We start from the raw sequence: 17,722 nt of genomic DNA, 5'->3' as shown, positions 1-17,722 counted from the left end.
TGTTTGTTTGTTTTTGTTTAATACTGTTTTACTTTATTTTACGAGTATATCACCATTGTAAGCGTTTGAATACCCTTCGGTATTTCTTTCTTTTGGGTATACCAAAAACGACTCTCTCCCACTTGGGAGGAGCCGCATTTCTTTTTTTACGTATAAAATTGACCTTTGCTTACCCCGGACTGGGGCTGTACATCTCTCTCAAAATGCTTGAATCGTGTCCCCTGATACGTCAGCATCCCTCGATCATTTTCCACCATCATGCCATAATGGTTTCCGCCAACAATTAGTTCAGTGCGCTCCCCATTGTCGAATTCAAATGTAACATAATACCGGGTAGTCGCACGGCTATCCCCGCTGCCACCTGAAACTTCCGTTCGTTTGGTCACCACCGTTGAGTGCAGGGTTAACAAGGCTGCCGCGTTATTTGACATCCCTGAGCGTATGCCTGAAATAATAACAAAAACAATAACTCCCGCAATGATGAGAAATATGGCGCCAATGAAAATCGAAGCAAATGCATTCATTGCAGCAAACTCACTAAATCCCGAAAAAAAACCACCCTGATTGCCTTCAAAACCTGGTACTCCATTCATGTCGTCAAACACACCAAAGCCGTCTACGCTTAATCGGCCCATCGATGAGGACTCGCTTGTTAACGCCATTCATCATCGTTCCTTTCCCCTTGCAAAAATAAGATGCACCGCCCCCCACGCAAGGAAGGCGGTGCATGCAGACAACCCGTTCTGCCTTGTCCGTATACTATATGAACCAGATCAGGAATACAGACGTTCAAGTTCGTCGACCAGACTGCCGACATAAGCAACCGCAGAGCGAATCGGCTCAGGTCCGGACATATCCACACCCGCAAGCTTCATTAACTCCTGTGGCGTGAGACTTCCACCAGCTTTGAGTGCATCAAGCCAGCGATCTACCGCAGGCTGTCCTTCTTCACGAATCTGCTGTGCAGCCGCTGTGGAAGCCGTCAAGCCTGCCGCATAGGTATATGGATATAGTCCCATATAATAATGAGGTTGTCTCATCCACGTGAGCTTGGCCCCTTCATCAATTACCAGATCAGGTCCCCAGAATTCGGAAAGGATGTCTCCCTTGAGCTGACTCAACGTCTTTGCCGTAATGGGCTCATCATTGGTTGCGCGTGCGTACACCCTGCGCTGTAATTCACCTTCCAGCAGATGTGTAACGAAGTTATGGTAATATGTGTTCAACAATTGCAAAATGACCCAGCGACGCATTCTCGGATTATCGGAACGCTTCAATAGATGGTCTGCCAGCAGCATTTCATTCATGGTCGACGGTGCCTCAATAAAATAAAGAGATGGCCGTGTATTCGTGAGCCGTTGGTAACGTCCCGCAAGCATGAAGTGGCCTGCATGCCCCACTTCATGGGCAAGCGTAAATGCTCCGCGCATATTGTTTGCCCATGAAATTAAGATATAGGAGTGTGAACCATATATGGAGGAGCAAAATGCCCCTGTGGATTTGCCTGCATTATCTGCGTAATCCACCCAGCGATCACGGAATGCTCGCTCTACGATCTCGCCGTACTCCGGCCCAAGCACATCAAGTGCTTCTCGAATGAGTGTGCACGCCTCATCATATGTAATGGCAGGGCTAAATTCAGGATCAAGCGGCGCCTTCAGATCACAAAACATCAGTTTGTCCAGACCCAGCTCACGTTTCTTAAGAGCCGCCAGTCTGCGCATATGAGGTGCGAGTTCCTGCTGGATAATATCGAGCACATTATTGTACATCTCTTTGCTCACTTGCTGTGGGCTGAGAAGCATATCTGTAACATCGTCGTAACCACGTAGCCTGGATAAAACAACCTGTTTCTTCACTTCGGTTGCATAACCTTCTGCGAACGTATTTTTGTAATCATTTAATGTCGAGCTGAATGCAGCATAAGCAGAACGGCGTAGCTTTGTATCAGATGACATCTCATAATTATTTTCGTAGAATGACCAGGACAGTGGACGAGTATTATCCTCTCCATCAAGAGCATCGTCAAACGTCATGTCTGCCAGTTTACCGCGCAGATAGATACGGTATGGAGAATCCAGTACCTCTCCAAGTGAGGCAAGTACCTTCTCGGTCTCTGGCGTAAGCCGATGTGCTTTTTCTCGAATCAAACGCTCCAAACTGCGTGCATACGGCTCCAATCCCGGAAGTTCTTCAAGGTAACGTTCAACGGTTCCCTCCGGCAAATCAATGATCTCCGAATTGACAAAAGACAAGGACGACGACAGATTTGATAGGATATCTCCTGCTTTAGCTGAATTCTCAATATTCACCGGATTGGTGCTGTCCTCGGACTGCTTCAAGCGGGCATAAGAAGCCGTCTTGCCGATCCGCTCCTGCAAAGCTTCACGCGCATCCAGACAAGCCAGCAATTGTTCAGCGCCTTCGCCCAGACGTCCTTTGAACGTTTCGATCTGGGCAGCAGCCAGTGGAAGTGATCGAAGCTCCTGCTCCCATTCTGCATCGGTTACAAACAAGTCTCTCAAATCCCAAGTCGTTTCCTGATTTACCTCAGCGCGTGTACGTATTTTTTCCATCTTTAGTTGTCATCCTCCTTGCATTTTCCAATATCTCTCATCGTATCATATTCCAGTTCAAGGAGTATAGATTGGACTAAAGATTATTCACACTTACCACTCCGATGACAGAACAACCTTCCGATCGCTCTTATCCCCAGATTTTTTGATTCCCTTTTTCAAAGGTGAAAATCCGGTGATAAAGGCGAACGCTCCGCTTCTTCAGGTTCTTTCTGTCCTCTACGTTCTCGTGTGAATGTTTAGTTCCATCTATACAAAAGGGGTATCTAAGATAAAGGCCAGTATGTGCTTGCGATGTAGCTTTCTTTCAGAAAGCTTTTAGCTTCGCTTCTTCAAGCTATTTCTGTCCTCTACGTCTCGTATAAACTTTTGTTCATGTGACCATGGTTTGAAAGTAACTAAAAAAAACGCTAGGTGATGGCAAAACCCCATACACCGAGCGACTTAATGAACATTACTTATTTAGCTTTCTTTCCAGATTACATTTTCACCGTAATTTTTACCCCAGTTATACATCGCGTGCAGGACGGGCATCAGGCTTTGACCGTGATCTGTCAACGTATATTCCACCCGAGGAGGGACTTCTGCATACACCTTGCGCTCAATCAGCTTGTCTTCCTCCAGCTCACGTAGCTGGTTGGTCAGCATCTTCTGGGTGATATGAGGGATTAGGCGTTTCAGCTCACTGAAACGTTTGGTGCCTTCCAGACCCAAATGCCACAAAATAATCAGTTTCCATTTGCCACCGATCACCGCAAGGGTCAATTCCTTCTCACAGTTGATTTCTTTCAGATTAATCCGTTCCTTCACTTCAGACGCCATGGCTCCGAGCCCCCTCATCTTCAATCTTATATCGCGTATATTACGCATATCACGGGACACTTCACTCGAAGTAAGCTTTCCGCTCCATGCATGATGTAATAAGTACATTCATTCGATACAGCTTTCTATTAATTCTACTACAGCCTGGTCGGGATGCAAAGTTTAAGTGAGAATTACGGATAAAACCTATAGACATAAATGACTGTGTATCGCAAAAAAGACCAGAACCCTTTACAATCAAAGGATTCCGGTCTTTCATCTATTCACTATTCCAGGTTCGCGTGGCGGCCAAACATATCCGCTCCGGTCATACCCTTCATTTCCATCATCGTAAGGATGAGAGCATCCATGCCGATTAATAGTCCTTGTTCGAACAACGAGCCCATCGGCTGAATGGTTACTGCCGCTCCGGAAGTTGCTGTGTCCTCTTTGGCTGAAGCCGGAAGGCGCACTATCGTAGTCGCCAATTTCCCAATCGTGGACTCTGGCTTAATTGTAATGAGTCCTACAGGTGCACCTGCTTGACTGGCCTTCTGAGCCATCGCTGCCAGACTGCCTGTCTCTCCTGAGCCAGAGCACAGCAAGAGGAAATCCTTCGAGCTGATCCCAGGTGTTACGGTCTCGCCCACCACATATACACGAAGCCCCATCTGCATCAGTCTCATGGCAAAAGCCTTTCCCATAAGTCCCGACCGTCCTGCTCCTGCTACAAAAATCTGTTCTGCAGCCAGAATATGTTCAGCCATCGCTTGCATCTCTGCATCATCGATCTGACTTAACGTGCGTTCCAGCTCCTTCAAGATGTCAGCTGCGTATTGTGTTTTGGTCATTCGCTTACCCTTGTTTAACGAGACGTTGCATTTCAGCTGCAACTGCCGCTTTGTCTGCTTGTCCTGTGATACCGCCACCTACAATAACCAGATCCGGTTGTGCTTTGATGACTTCTGGCAATGTTTCCAGCTTGATTCCACCAGCGACTGCCGTTTTAGCATTTTTCACAGCTGCTTTGATCGTTTGCAGATCTTCGAACGGGCTTTGTCCTTCAGCTTGCAGGTCATAACCTGTGTGTACACAGATGTAATCTACGCCAAGCGCATCAATTTCACGAGCACGTTGTTCAAGGTTAGGCACGTTGATCATGTCCACAAGAACTTGTTTGTTTTGTTTCTTCGCTTCTGCTACTGCACCTTTGATCGTACTGTCATTGGTTGCCCCAAGCACAGTGATCAGATCCGCACCAGCCTCAGCTGCTTTCATGATTTCATAACCACCAGCATCCATGATTTTAAGGTCTGCAAGAACTTGCAGATTAGGGAATGCTTCTTTCATCGCTTTAACCGCGTGCAAACCTTCATTAATAACGATTGGTGTACCAATCTCAACGATATCAATATATTGTTCAACCTCTTTAACCAGTGCGATACCTTCAGGGATATTTACCAAGTCAAGCGCCAATTGCAATTTCATCATTTATTTCTCCTTTGTTGTTCAAGTATGAGTCGTTCCTGTACAAATAATAATCAGATATTTAGCCTGCACCAATTTGTCTGTTCAGATGCATGCAGTGTTTGTTTTGGCTACTCACTTATTGTAGACTCTGACTATCCATTCAGGAAGTACGCACTTTGAAGTGGGGTAGTTACTTGGGCGATACTATTGACAACTTTTCGTTGTTAGATGAATCCAACATAGAATTAATCCTCTATTCCAATACGCCTGCTTACAGCAGAACAGCAACCTAATCATCCCATTAAATATTCAATATAAAAGACCCCGCCACATGGCAGGGTCCTTATCATTTTCAATCCCAGCAGAGCTGGTTTTAAAAATTTAACATTTTACACGAATCAATTTCATAACTCACTAAAAGGTATTATGAAATTGATTCACAGATATACAGGTTTCACGCATACCGGCTTGGATACACCTGTGCTGTGACCTGTGTATTTCAGACGTCCGCTGTCCTGATCTACCGTGAATGTCACGAGGTTGTTCGTATCACGGTTAGCTGCGATCAGCAATTTGCCGTTAGGTGTCAGAGCAAAATGACGCGGGTGCTCACCTTCAGCAGATACATGTTCAACCAGTGTCAGGTGACCTTGGTCTGCATCTACTGCAAATACAACGATGCTGTCATGTCCACGGTTGGAACCATATACATAACGTCCATCATTGGAAACCGTGATTTCTGCTGTTGTATTTTCTTTGCCATCATATCCATCAGGCAGTGTAGATACTGTAGACAATTCAGTCAACGTGCCCGCTGCTGCATCATATTGGAACGAAGTAATGGATGAATCCACTTCATTGATGACATAAGCGAATTGACCATTCGGGTGGAACGCCAAGTGACGTGGGCCTGCTCCCGGATGTGTTTTGGTTTCACTGTGCAGCACAAGTTCATTTTTGTTTGCATCAATGGAATAGATCGCGATGTTATCTGCGCCCAGATCCTGTACCATCATGTATTTACCATCCGGGCTGAAGAATGCGGAGTGCACATGTGGCTTGTCCTGACGTTCAGGATGCGCACCTTGTCCTTCATGTTTCTTCTCGTCCAGAAGCGCTCCAACTTCACCGTTATCCGTCAAGGCTTGCAGACCTACCAGACCACCGTGGTAGCTGGAGAGAATCAAGAATTTGCCGGAAGGGTCACGCTGGATGTGACATGGCGGAGCTGAAATGGAGTCATTCCGGTTCAGCAACGATAATTTTCCTGTAGAAGGATCAATGCTCAGAGCTACAGCTTCAGACATTTTGTTGCCCTCAGCTGACGCTGTTTCACCAATCGCGTACAGTTTGTTACCCTCAGCATCCACGTTGACAAACGTTGGGTTTTTCACGCCCGCGATGCCGTCAAGCTTGGACAAGCTTCCTGTATCCTCATTCAATTCATATGCATAAATGCCCTCATTTTCCGCTTCAGCGTAAGAGCCAGCAAGTACGAGCAAGCGTTTTGATTCACTCATTACAGTTTCCTCCTCTATGTGTATGTAATCTTGTTGCACCTCTTCTATAATAAATCTGCCATATCAAAATAGCAATCCGCTGTCGCTGCCCTCAGGGGAATCCTTAGTTAAACAAGGCGATTACTACACATCATCATACTGAAATCCATTCATATGAGATGCATCTTCTGCTATGATAAGATAGGTTTTTCATCCAGAAGGGACTGAATTGCATTGCTTCACTCATTTTTACTCACGTTATACCATGTGTTCTTGCCGATCTCACTTCCCGTGATCGGAGGTATTCTGTTAAAACGCTTCAAAAATTGGGATACCCGGTCGCTCTCGACCTTTTCCCTTTATATTTTGAGCCCTGCGCTCATCTTCAATACATTGCTGCATGCAGAGATTACCTGGACGGACGTCACCAGCACATTCTGGTTCTCTATTATTAATCTGATTGCCCTGTGGGCACTCGCCGAGCTGTTAAGCCGGATTTTCCGTCTGGGTGCAAGCGAAAAAGCGGGTCTCACCCTCGTCTCCACGTTTACAAACTGCGTGAATTACGGGCTCCCGCTTGTGCTGCTTGCCTTTGGTCAGCTTGGGCTCGACAAGGCTTCCGTCTACGTCATTGGACAGATGATCATTGTTAATACGGTAGGTATCTTTTTTGCTGCGAGATCCGAATTCGCGGTAAAAGATGCGATCCTGTCCGTTTTCCGCATGCCATCCATCTATGCTGCCGGCATCGCCATTGCGCTGCGTGCATCCAATCTGAGCCTGCCTGAAGCACTGGATGGAGGGATCTCTATGCTGGCTGCGGGCTACTCTCCTGTCGTACTCGCCATTCTGGGAGCCCAGATGCTCAGACCAAAAGGTGCAACGGTGCCTTGGCTACCCAATGTACGCCGAGCTTTCTGGACCGGGCTTGTGGTCCGTCTCGCAGCTGCGCCGATCCTGTCCTGGCTGATACTGACCGCTCTTCAGGTCGAAGGTACGTTGTTCAGTGTGCTGCTGATCCTCGCATCGATGCCGACCGCAGTGAACGCCGTTATTTTGGCTGAACAGTTCAATGCTTCTCCGCAATTTGTATCCCGCTGTATTCTGTGGACCACCGCTGCATCCATGTTGATGCTGCCCATTATGATTGTGATGGCTTCCTGATTAATACCGGAGGTGATACCGAAGCGATGTCCGCTTGTCGGCGTTTCTCCAACCGGCGTTCATAACGCCGGTTGAGCGCTCTGACGTAGAAGAATTTCACGACAAAGTACGAAATCACACCCAGAATGACACCAAACACGGACATGCCTGCCAGAATATCCAGTCCACCAAGCAACAATTCACTCACGGCCGACCAGTTCCCGCGAAACAGCTCCATGAATGCACTCTCATGTACCAGTCCCTGTCCCATGCTGTGAGCAGGCAATATCCATGAGCCAATTTGTTTGGCGAGTGGCATCAGAATAATAGGTAAAAACGTAAGTTTCCCGATCACATTGCCAACAATCGCTGCTGGCACCGAACCCCCAGACAGTCGCACAATCGGATAAAATACGAGATAGATCAGGGAAGCGGTCGAGATCACGATCAGTTCCAATCCGAACCCTATGGCAAATCCGGTAGATACTTTATGGGCACCTCCGGGAGCACGTAACAATTTGAGGAAATTCAGCTTCATAGCACGTGTTAAACGTACCCAGCGGTTAGTCTTGCGCTTCTGTGTGTTCATACTGAATTACTCCTTATTTTACACAAATGACAACTTGAATCGTCTATTCTTCAGTATATCACACCGCGTTAGCTCCTGTAGTAACAATGACAGGCTGTGTCTCCATCTGAACATTACCTGCCACCGCTCGGGAGATCATGCAGGAGGATTCAGCCTTATGCGCCAGGCGCTCAGCCTTGGTCAGATCCGCTTCTGAAGCATCTTGGCTGAGTACAATCCGGGGTCTATGTACGATCCGTTCGTACGTAAATACGTTATTTGTAACATCTACCGTTGCTTCCGATTCAAGCGTTAATTCATCCGGCGTAATATCCGAACGCTCCAGCATCGCTGCCAGCGTGATCAGGTAACAGGTGGAGGCTGCACCCAGCAGCATCTCGTCTGGGTTAGTTCCCGTACCGGGTCCGCCCATCTCCTGCGGAATCGATATGACCGTTTTTAATCCACCTGCATCGATTGTTCCCTCACTGTTACGCCCACCATTCCATACCGCTTTCAGATGAAAAGGATGTTTCATGACATTCATTCCTTTCTTGTTTACACACGTATACACGTAATATTCTGCTCGATCAATGCGTTAACGTGCTCTTCATCTACACCCTGATCTGTAATCACTTTGCCCACACTTCTCATCTCAGCAACTCTGGTAAACGCCTGTATGTTAAATTTGCTGGAATCTGCAAGTAAAATGACCTCATCCGCAATATGGATCATTTTCTGCTTCACCAAGCCCTGTAATTCATTGGATTCACTGATGCCTTTGGTCAGATGCACTCCTTTGCAAGACAGGAATACTTTATCCACATGATAGGCATCAAGCGAACGTTCTGCCAGCGGTCCTACAAAAGACAGTGACTTCGAAGCCAGTTGCCCACCTGTGGCAATAACTCGAATCTGTTCCTTGTTACTCAGCTCAGCGGCGACCTTAATCGAGTTGGTTAATACCGTCAGTGGAATGTTTGGCAATCCTGCCGCCATATACCACGCCGTTGTACTTGCATCCAGGGCGATCCGGTCGCCGGATTCCACCATTTTCACTGCTTCGCTTGCAATTCTGCGCTTCTCTTCTGCATGGGCTATAGCCCGTTCCGGATACGGAATCTCCGACTGTAACTCATCCTTGTATTTTACGCTGACCGCCCCGCCATGGGACCGCCTGAGCCTGCCTGCCTGTTCGAGCTTGTCCAGATCACGACGAATCGTCTCTTCCGTCACCCCGCAGCGCTCACTAAGTTCGGTCACACGCATGCTGCCTTGCGTATCCACCCATTCCACTATTTTCTCATACCGTTCAGCTACGAGCATATTCCTTCACTCCAAACCGTTGATTATCCAGTTAATCCTGTTCATCCATCATACCACAGAGCGATGACAAGGAGAATTTGGACCATGTGCAAAAAGAGGGAGCTTTCGCCCCCTCCATTCCAGTTCTGAAGTGTATCTTATTTATCTTCTGCCATAGGGAACCAGCCTGGTGTGTGGATGATTGCATTCCACAACCCGTCAGGGATAACCAGACGTTCCTGATCGGATTTGGTCAGAATCGTCTCAATATCTTCTTCCCGTCCACTCTCGATTTTCTCAACCCAATCCGGTTCAATAATCAGCTCACGTCCAATGGCAAGCAGAGGTACTCCCGTTTGAAGCGCCTCAGCGGCCTGATCAGCCGTATGAATTGAACCTACGCCAATAACAGGCAGTTTACCGTTCACACGATCCAGAATGAATTCCATTCTCGAACGCGTATCTGCTTCGCCACGTCTTGGTTTGGACCAGAATTCGTTCAGGGAAACGTGCAGGTAATCCAAGTTTTTATCTTTCAGCGCATCCACCAGTGCATACGTATCTTCCATTGTGAGTCCCGGTGTTTCCGGTTCTTCCGGAGAGAAACGGTAACCAATGATGAATGGCAGTTTGGTATGTTCGGCAACCACTTTCTGAATCTCATCCACTACAGCAAGTGGGAATGTCAGACGTTTCTCTACACTTCCGCCCCAACGATCTTCACGCCGGTTGGAATGCGGGGAGAAGAATTGCTGGATCAGATAACCATTAGCACCGTGAATCTCAACACCATCAAATCCGGCTTCAATGGCACGACGTGTCGCTTCACCAAAGTCTTTGATAATCGAAGTAATCTCGGCATCCGTCAACTCTCTTGGTTCAGGAGATCCCGGACGCTCACTTGCAACCGCACTAGGAGCAACTACTTGACCCGCAGGTACAGCTTGTTCAGGCGTAAGACGGCCCGCATGGAAAATTTGCAATACGGCTACGGAGCCCTGTTGTTTCATGGTGTCAGCTAGTTTCTTCAGACCAGGAATGAAGCGATCATCATAAACGCCAAACTGAGCCGGGAAACCAATGCCATGCTCTGTTACATGCCCTACAGCCGTAATTGACATGCCAGCACCACCGGTGCGACGTGCATAATAAGCAAGTTCAGCGTCAGATATCGTACCATCAGCATTCGAGGACATATGAGTCATGGGAGCGAGCACGATACGGTTTTTCAGTGTAATACCAGTCGGCAGTGAAACTTGTTCAAACATCTGGTTAAACTTTGGATTCATTCGTGGTTCCCTCCTGATTATAAATATCTCTTTTAATAGATATATGAATATGTGCGTTCACTTACTGTAATGATTATAGTTACGTTTCACCGCAATTGCAACTTTTCATTTTCTGAAAGGAAAAAAAGAGCAGAGTGTCTCCAGACTCTCAGCCCTCTTCATTTTCTTCACATCATGCAAAGGATATTCAGAAACTCCGAACGTAAGCCAGCTTCTGATCCATCTCTTCCACGCATTCGTAACAATCGTGTTCATCATTGGCAACCATTGGGGTGACTGGATACAGATTCATCTCTGTACTGTTATACGATTTTAATAGCGGTAACAACTGAGTCACCCGTGTATTAGCCGGGTCAAGCCAGGTGTTGATCTCTTCTTCGGAGAGAATCGCTGGCATTTTACTGCCAAATTCGCGTGTAACCATGTTTGCGCCGGTCATAAGCATCGTGCAGGTACGAAGCGGCTCTTTCCGTGTATCTCTCCACACCTCGTATAACCCGGCAATGCCGAACAGACCGCGATCTGGCATGACAACACGAACTGCATAACTTTTTTTGCCCTCTTGCCGCCAGTAATATAATCCATTGCAGGGAATGACGCAGCGCTTGGTCTCTACCAGTTTGTAATAGGAAGGATTCTCATGTACCGTCATAAGATTCGCGTTAACGGCATCACGACCCCAGAATGGAATGAACCCCCACCGGAACTCATCCAGTACACGCTCACCATCCTGATGCAAAATAATCGGCGTATGCTGGGTTGGGCTGATATTGTATCGGTTTTTGTAATAATACATCACTCGCTGAATCTTGAAATGATCTCTGACATCGTCCAAATCGGCTGCCAATGAAAATCGGTTGCACATGTTCAAGCACTACCTTTCCCTATGAGAAGTTGAACGTATTGTTTGTAATTTTAGGGAAATTATGCATGCATATCGAACAGAAAATGACTTATTTTGACACCATTAGGGTCTGATCAAGATATATTTCATGTTTTTCACAACAAAAACAACGACCTCGGACTCATTTCAACTCCAATATTACTTGTTACTATAATAGAGAATAAAATACATTTATTGGAGGTTTTAAGTATGAAAAGGAAGTTTTTGATGAGCATCATGTTGCTCTCAGCGATTGCGATGTTTGGCAGTACCATCTATGCGGCAACCTTTCTGACCTACGGTTATCCAAGCACCACCATCCCCATTCGTACGTATAATTACGCCTCCGCATGGCAGACTCCCATGGACGCTTCCCTTACCAACTGGAACAATGCAGGTGCCAAAGTTAAATTCACCAAAACAAGTAACTCCCCAAACACCATCACCGCAGGAAACTTCAATAATACAGCATATGGTGTCAACTACGCCTCTGTATCCGGCAGTCAAGTCGTAAGCTTCCGCATCGAACTCAATGCAGCCACGATCACCCCTGACGCAACCAACTTATCCAACTTCATTCAAAGCGTATTTGTCCACGAACTCGGGCACTCCATATGGCTCGGTGACAACCCAACAACAAGCAGTCCTTCCATTATGTCTTACTCCCGCAACCGCAATTCCATGACCCAACCCCAAACTTTTGATATCAATAACGTAAGATCCAAGTACTAATCTGCTACGAACTTATCCCAAAATCCAAGGAGGATTCCTATCCATGAACAAAAATCGAGTATTAACGCTGCTTCTTTCTTCCATTTTCATTTTATCTGCTGTTGGATGTTCTTCTGTTACACCTACCGCGTCCCCATCCGATGCACCCATGACCATTATTGCTTCTGAAGATTACCCGAGTTATGCCAGCATTGGCGACCTGTCCGAGAGAGCAAATACCATTGTGAAAGGTAGTGTTGTTGAGACTCGTGTGGAAGCTTTAAACGATATTGTACAAGTTACTGATGCTGCCAATGAGAACGAGTTAAATCCCGCGTCCGATCCGGGCGGAGAGCCATCTTCCTTTGACAAAATCTATACGATCCATACGATTCAGGTCGCTGAATCCTATAAGGGCAGTTACACTGCCGGGGAAAAACTTGAAGTGAAGCAACTTGGCGGACAACTAGGCAACACCGAGATTATTAATGATGACAACCTCAAGCTGATTCCTACCAAAGACTATGTACTCTTCCTGGAAACGTATGAAGACACCCCAGCCAGCCTGCTCAACTCCGTTCAAAGTCTCTACGTGATCAAATCTGCCGCCAAGTCGAACCAGCCAGGTCAGCAACAATCACAGTCAGAAGTCATTGTGAGTGCAAACCCCGAGAATGACCTTACACTCCAGCTGGAGGATCTGCAAGAAATTCAGAACGAACAAAAGAGCGAATAAACTCTTAGGTAATCACACTGTTATTTCATCTACCTACAGGCAGTTAATCCCCTCTACTGTTCAGTCCTACATAAGAATATGAAAACCGTGCTGCTCAGCAAACTGGGCGGCACGGTTTTTCTGAAGTTCCTTACTTAGACGGTGTATTAAGTCCAATAATCCATTCAGCCAGATCCTGTGTCTGTTTCAACAAGGCGATCGGATCACGGAACCAGGATTGCTCTTCCGTCCATATGTACACTTTTCCATTTTTGATTGCAGGCAATAAACCCCAGATCGGATCTGCCTGAAGGTCTTTCAGTTGAGAGTTGCTGGTCAACACAATGTAATCTCCAGCGTATTTGGAGAGCAGTTCTATGGAGAATTCATGATAAGCGCCCTGCATCAACTCGGATGGAATGTTCTTTGGTGCTTGCAATCCAAGCAATTCATAGATGTTACGTCCTCCTCGGCCCGACTGATTGCCAAAAATGAACACTTGACGATCATATTCCTGCATAACGGAGAATGTAGCATCAGCTGGAACAACGCTCTGCACCTCCTGTTTGATTTTGGCAACCTCCTCATCAAAATCAGACAGCCACTTCTCTGCTTCCGCTTCTTTGCCAAGGACTTTACCGAAATAGTTCACTTCATCCTTCAGTGTCGGGAATGTGATGGATGCGATCGAAACGGTTGGAGCAATCTTGCTATATTTCTCATAAGCCGCCTTGTCCGGATTCAATGTAATAATGAGATCAGGTTCCAACTCCATCAATTGTTCAACGGAATCCCCTATGGTCTCAAGACCATCCAAGTGACCTTCCAGATAAGGGCTGTTCATCAGAAATTGGCCTCCACCAATCGGTTTGACACCAAGAGCAAGCACCGTTCCCAGATAATCTATGGCAGCAACTCGCTCCGGATGTGCAGGAATCTCTACCTCACCAAAGGTCGTATTTACCATTTGGGTCTCCACGACTGCCGGTTGTTCGGGTTCAGCTGCAGCTTCGGATGTTTCTGCCCCCTGCTGGGCTGTTCCACAAGCACTTAATGTGAGTACAAGCGCAAGCGACATGATCGCTGATTTAAAATGGTTAAACATGTTGATTTCCTCATCTCCCTTATATTGATAATGATTATCATCATCAATTAAAGGATAACGTTCATCCCCACCTGTTACAATGGATTCATTTGTTGCATTTAATGTACTTTTTGAAACTGATTTCGAGTTTTCCTGCTGCTTCAACCGATATTGCCCCGGTGTGATACCGGTCTCTTTTTTGAATATGCGATTGAAATAAAACGGGTCCATATAACCCACATACGCAGCAATCTCCTGTAATGAAGCTTCTGTGGACGCAAGCAGACTCCTTGCCTCACCCATTCGTAACCGAATCACATATTCTGTCGGTGTACATCCCGTCTGTTCCTTGAATTTGCGTGATACATATTGCGGACTGTAACTCAAGGACTGGGCAAGCGAATCAAGTGAGATGGATTCCCGGTAATGAGCTTTGATATATCGCAAAACCTGATCGGTAAGCGAAGGCTGTTGAACTTCGTTAAACATGCGACTCCGCTGTAACAAAACTAGCTGTACCAGTTGAAAAAAATACACTTTGACTTGAATTTTGCTCACTCGCTCCTGCCCTGACCAATATTCATGTATATTCCGCACAAGCTCACGTAGCTCAAGTGTATGATCCGGCACTGTCGCCCAGGACTCTTCAAACGGATTACGCTGGTTCAACATCATTCGGTACTCCACAAGCACGTTGGAGGGCAAGGTTGATTTGTACAAAATCAGATGTACCTCCATAACCCCTGTCGCTTCAAGTGTCAGACGTCTTCCTTTTCCACCATGCAGCAGCAAGAACTGGCTTGTAGTCCATACCTCTTCATCCAGCCAGACCTGACCCCTGCCTTGAACATACACAAATGCACTGGTTGGTAACACATAATTGCGTATGAACTCGTGTGTTGCGAGTGATATAAGACGCACATCAAGCACGCGAACCTGTACCTGATCCCACAGCTTGATGTCATTCTGAATTCCCATATAAACTCCCTCTCCTGAGCGATCAAACACACACAATACCTTGGCATTGTGACTAAAAACCCACCTATAATTGATAATGATTATCAATTATAACAATGATGGAACCATCTTAGAAGCCTAGCTCCGTTTTTGTTAGATGCCGCAGAACAAAAAACGGTCGAAATCCCTCATAGAGAGATCTCAACCGTTCTAAAATTATGGCCTTATTATCTTTTGATAAAGTCAGCTGCCCTTCTCTACTCGACAAAAGACAATAAATACCCGTATCGTTCTTCCTCCATCTTGTCTAACGGAATAAACCGGATCGATGAACTGTTAATGCAGTAACGTTTGCCGCCGCGATCTTCGGGACCATCATCGAACACATGACCGAGGTGGATGTCACCTGCCCGGCTTCGTACCTCCGTGCGCTCCATCCCAAAGCTCGTATCCGTTGTATAGGTAACAACCTCAGGTACAATCGGTTTTGTAAAACTTGGCCACCCGCAACCGGAATCGTACTTATCCAGGCTGGTGAATAACGGCTCTCCCGTTGCAATATCCACATACAGACCGGGCTCCTCATTATCCCAGTATTCGTTACTGAACGCATGCTCCGTATCATTGTTTACCGTAACCGCATACTGTTCGTCTGTTAATTGTTCCTTTAATTGTTCATCTGTTGGACGTGGATATTGAGCCGGATCAATTCCAATCTCCAGGTCATCCAGGACAGTCATATCAATGTGACAATATCCGTTCGGATTTTTTTCCAAATAATCCTGATGGTACTCCTCCGCCAAATAATAATTCTGCAGAGGCATCACTTCCGTTACAATGGGTTGGTCATATTTTTCTTGTTCTACCGCTACAGCCTGCTCAATGATTTTGGCATCTTCAGGCAACGTATAATATATGCCAGTCCGATACTGAACGCCACGATCATTGCCCTGCTTATTCAAGCTGGTAGGATCAATAACTCGAAAATAAGATTCAAGCAATTTCTGCAAAGATACTTGCTGCGGATCATATTTTACATGAACCGTCTCCGCAAACCCCCGGTCCCCGCGAATAACCTCCTCATAGGTTGGATTCTCTCCTTCACCGTTGGCATAACCGGAAGTCACATCCTGAACCCCCGGAATACGAGCGATATATGCCTCCACACCCCAGAAACAGCCTCCTGCCAAGTACAGGTTACTCAGGTTTTCCTCGGAGACACTCGATGCCTTGACAGGTTGAGTGGATATCGAAGATGAAGATGAATGACTCTCAGCCCTGTTTCCACAAGCAGACACAACTATCGCTATAACAAGGAGGCACAAGCCGAGCAGCGTCCTTTTCATGACACTTCCTCCCTTCTCACAAAATCTCTTGTAATGATTCCATGATCTGTTCATTGGATGCATGCCCTGGCTGCGATTTCGTTAAAATACCATCAGAGCCAATATAAAAGGAACTAGGATACGCTCTTACACCAAATTTCTTGGCCCATACACCTTTCTCATCCAAAAGAACAGTTATGTTATCATACGGCTGTTGGTCAAACCATTCGGTAAACGCTTGGGAGGATTTCTCCCCTTTGTAGTCTGGCGTCACAATCGTAATGACTTGAAAATCATTGTCTTGACCCGCTAGATTGTTCAGGTCTTCCAAACCCGCAAGGCAGATGGAACACCAGGAAGCCCAGTATTTCACATACACTTTCTTGCCTTGAACATCAGAGAGTCCAACCGTGTTTCCTTTCAGATCACGCAATGAAAATTCAGGAGCCGTCTCGCCATTGTTCATCATGGTTGACGAACTCATATCGGATGTTAATGCTGGGGTTGATGATGACCCCGTTTGTTTTGATTCAGTTTGCTGTGATCCACATCCGCTCAAGATCAACAGGACTCCAGCGTATACGATTACAGATACCATCCATTTCCGTGCCATCTTCATACCAAATTCCTCCAATGATTATTGAAACCAGGTCACCAAGCTGTTTAGTCGGTCTGTCATTAACAATAGTCCCATGATAATAAGAATACAGCCGGAAGTTATTTTGATGACACCCATGTACCTGTATAAACGACGTATCCGCTTCATAACATATTCCGAAAAAACGGACAGAATCAGAAAGGGAATCGCTAACCCAAGGGTATACAGGAACATGAGAAACCCGCCATACAGTGGAGAGCCTTCTCCTGCGGCGATACCAAGAATGGCCGCCAGCACAGGCCCGATACAAGGCGTCCAGCCAAAACTAAACGTCAGACCCAACAGGAACGCTCCGACATACCCTCCCCGTTTGGCTTGATTGTTTGACAGCTTTCTCTCCCGTTCCAGCCAGGATAGCCGGATCAACCCGGTTTGATAAATCCCAAAAAGCACCACGATGGCTCCGCAGATGGCAATAAACACAGGACTTGTGATCAAATTACCAACGATGCCCGAACCAAAACCGAGTAAAACAAATACCAGGGACAGCCCAAGAACAAATAAAAATGTCCGCAAAACAAGTGTAGACCGCAACCGAACCGAATTGGTGTCAGGCTGTTGCTGATTCGTAGCGTTGACCATACTTCCCGACAGATAAGATACGTATACCGGGATCAGTGGCAGAATACATGGCGCAAAAAACGATAACAATCCTGCACCAAAAACGCCGAAAAGGAATACTAAATCACTGGTCAAGTCATTCACCACCTGAATAAATACTGCGCTTGATTAACCTAG

General features: G+C 46.4%; 18 protein-coding genes. 3 read left to right on the top strand and 15 right to left on the bottom strand.

From position 1 onward, the window contains the following. Nucleotides 1-146 precede the first annotated feature (146 nt). The 6 genes from MKZ13_RS12660 to MKZ13_RS12635 form a co-directional block, all read right to left on the bottom strand. Nucleotides 147-635, bottom strand: coding sequence for a DUF2500 domain-containing protein (locus tag MKZ13_RS12660; protein WP_339184387.1), 489 nt, complete (start codon nucleotides 633-635; stop codon nucleotides 147-149). 138 nt (nucleotides 636-773) lie between these two features. Further along, nucleotides 774-2,576: an oligoendopeptidase F gene (gene pepF, locus MKZ13_RS12655; protein ID WP_221825014.1), complete on the bottom strand. Its 1,803-nt coding sequence runs from the start codon at nucleotides 2,574-2,576 to the stop codon at nucleotides 774-776. Between the two features lie 462 nt (nucleotides 2,577-3,038). Continuing rightward, nucleotides 3,039-3,398, bottom strand: coding sequence for a helix-turn-helix domain-containing protein (locus tag MKZ13_RS12650; RefSeq protein ID WP_036608849.1), 360 nt, complete (start codon nucleotides 3,396-3,398; stop codon nucleotides 3,039-3,041). A 266-nt stretch (nucleotides 3,399-3,664) separates the two neighbouring features. Then, nucleotides 3,665-4,228, bottom strand: coding sequence for a 6-phospho-3-hexuloisomerase (hxlB, locus tag MKZ13_RS12645; RefSeq protein WP_221825015.1), 564 nt, complete (start codon nucleotides 4,226-4,228; stop codon nucleotides 3,665-3,667). 4 nt (nucleotides 4,229-4,232) lie between these two features. Next, the gene (gene hxlA / locus MKZ13_RS12640; RefSeq protein ID WP_036670570.1) at nucleotides 4,233-4,865 is read right to left on the bottom strand and encodes a 3-hexulose-6-phosphate synthase; all 633 of its coding nucleotides are present in this window, start codon (nucleotides 4,863-4,865) and stop codon (nucleotides 4,233-4,235) included. A gap of 419 nt (nucleotides 4,866-5,284) precedes the next feature. Next, nucleotides 5,285-6,367 (bottom strand): lactonase family protein, encoded by a 1,083-nt coding sequence (locus tag MKZ13_RS12635; protein WP_339184383.1) that lies wholly within the window; start codon nucleotides 6,365-6,367, stop codon nucleotides 5,285-5,287. A gap of 213 nt (nucleotides 6,368-6,580) precedes the next feature. On the opposite strand from MKZ13_RS12635, the gene MKZ13_RS12630 reads away from it, so the two are divergent. Further along, nucleotides 6,581-7,510: an AEC family transporter gene (locus tag MKZ13_RS12630; protein ID WP_221825017.1), complete on the top strand. Its 930-nt coding sequence runs from the start codon at nucleotides 6,581-6,583 to the stop codon at nucleotides 7,508-7,510. Here MKZ13_RS12630 and MKZ13_RS12625 read toward each other — a convergent pair. The 5 genes from MKZ13_RS12625 to MKZ13_RS12605 all read right to left on the bottom strand — a co-directional run bounded on the left by MKZ13_RS12625 (nucleotide 7,488) and on the right by MKZ13_RS12605 (nucleotide 11,516). Further along, complete coding sequence (locus MKZ13_RS12625; protein ID WP_076327803.1) at nucleotides 7,488-8,078, bottom strand: DUF2062 domain-containing protein; 591 nt, start codon at nucleotides 8,076-8,078, stop codon at nucleotides 7,488-7,490. The genes MKZ13_RS12630 and MKZ13_RS12625 overlap by 23 nt on opposite strands. 58 nt (nucleotides 8,079-8,136) lie before the next feature. After that, nucleotides 8,137-8,595, bottom strand: coding sequence for an OsmC family protein (locus tag MKZ13_RS12620; RefSeq protein WP_076216163.1), 459 nt, complete (start codon nucleotides 8,593-8,595; stop codon nucleotides 8,137-8,139). A 20-nt stretch (nucleotides 8,596-8,615) separates the two neighbouring features. After that, entirely contained in the window at nucleotides 8,616-9,383 is a 768-nt protein-coding gene (locus MKZ13_RS12615) for a DeoR/GlpR family DNA-binding transcription regulator (RefSeq protein ID WP_221825018.1), read from the bottom strand. A 137-nt stretch (nucleotides 9,384-9,520) separates the two neighbouring features. After that, nucleotides 9,521-10,651, bottom strand: a complete 1,131-nt coding sequence (locus tag MKZ13_RS12610; RefSeq protein WP_221825020.1) for an NADH-dependent flavin oxidoreductase — start codon at nucleotides 10,649-10,651, stop codon at nucleotides 9,521-9,523. Between the two features lie 187 nt (nucleotides 10,652-10,838). Then, a complete protein-coding gene (locus MKZ13_RS12605; RefSeq protein WP_036608866.1) occupies nucleotides 10,839-11,516 on the bottom strand; it encodes an SOS response-associated peptidase in 678 nt (225 codons plus the stop codon). A 228-nt stretch (nucleotides 11,517-11,744) separates the two neighbouring features. Here MKZ13_RS12605 and MKZ13_RS12600 point away from each other — a divergent pair, with 228 nt between their 5' ends. Then, nucleotides 11,745-12,266, top strand: a complete 522-nt coding sequence (locus tag MKZ13_RS12600) for a hypothetical protein (RefSeq protein ID WP_221825022.1) — start codon at nucleotides 11,745-11,747, stop codon at nucleotides 12,264-12,266. Between the two features lie 43 nt (nucleotides 12,267-12,309). After that, complete coding sequence (locus tag MKZ13_RS12595) at nucleotides 12,310-12,981, top strand: hypothetical protein (RefSeq protein WP_339184379.1); 672 nt, start codon at nucleotides 12,310-12,312, stop codon at nucleotides 12,979-12,981. A 130-nt stretch (nucleotides 12,982-13,111) separates the two neighbouring features. Here MKZ13_RS12595 and MKZ13_RS12590 read toward each other — a convergent pair whose 3' ends face one another. The 4 genes from MKZ13_RS12590 to MKZ13_RS12575 form a co-directional block, all read right to left on the bottom strand. Then, a complete protein-coding gene (locus tag MKZ13_RS12590; protein WP_339184377.1) occupies nucleotides 13,112-15,022 on the bottom strand; it encodes an AraC family transcriptional regulator in 1,911 nt (636 codons plus the stop codon). Nucleotides 15,023-15,258: 236 nt separating this feature from the next. Next, nucleotides 15,259-16,347, bottom strand: a complete 1,089-nt coding sequence (msrB, locus tag MKZ13_RS12585) for a peptide-methionine (R)-S-oxide reductase MsrB (protein ID WP_339184375.1) — start codon at nucleotides 16,345-16,347, stop codon at nucleotides 15,259-15,261. A 16-nt stretch (nucleotides 16,348-16,363) separates the two neighbouring features. Beyond that, nucleotides 16,364-16,945: a redoxin family protein gene (locus MKZ13_RS12580; protein WP_339184373.1), complete on the bottom strand. Its 582-nt coding sequence runs from the start codon at nucleotides 16,943-16,945 to the stop codon at nucleotides 16,364-16,366. Nucleotides 16,946-16,963: 18 nt separating this feature from the next. After that, complete coding sequence (locus MKZ13_RS12575; RefSeq protein ID WP_339185385.1) at nucleotides 16,964-17,689, bottom strand: cytochrome c biogenesis protein CcdA; 726 nt, start codon at nucleotides 17,687-17,689, stop codon at nucleotides 16,964-16,966. Nucleotides 17,690-17,722 lie beyond the last annotated feature (33 nt).

This window comes from Paenibacillus sp. FSL R5-0701, assembly GCF_037973995.1.
Taxonomy (GTDB): domain Bacteria; phylum Bacillota; class Bacilli; order Paenibacillales; family Paenibacillaceae; genus Paenibacillus.
This window is presented reverse-complemented; position numbering and strand designations above follow the sequence as displayed.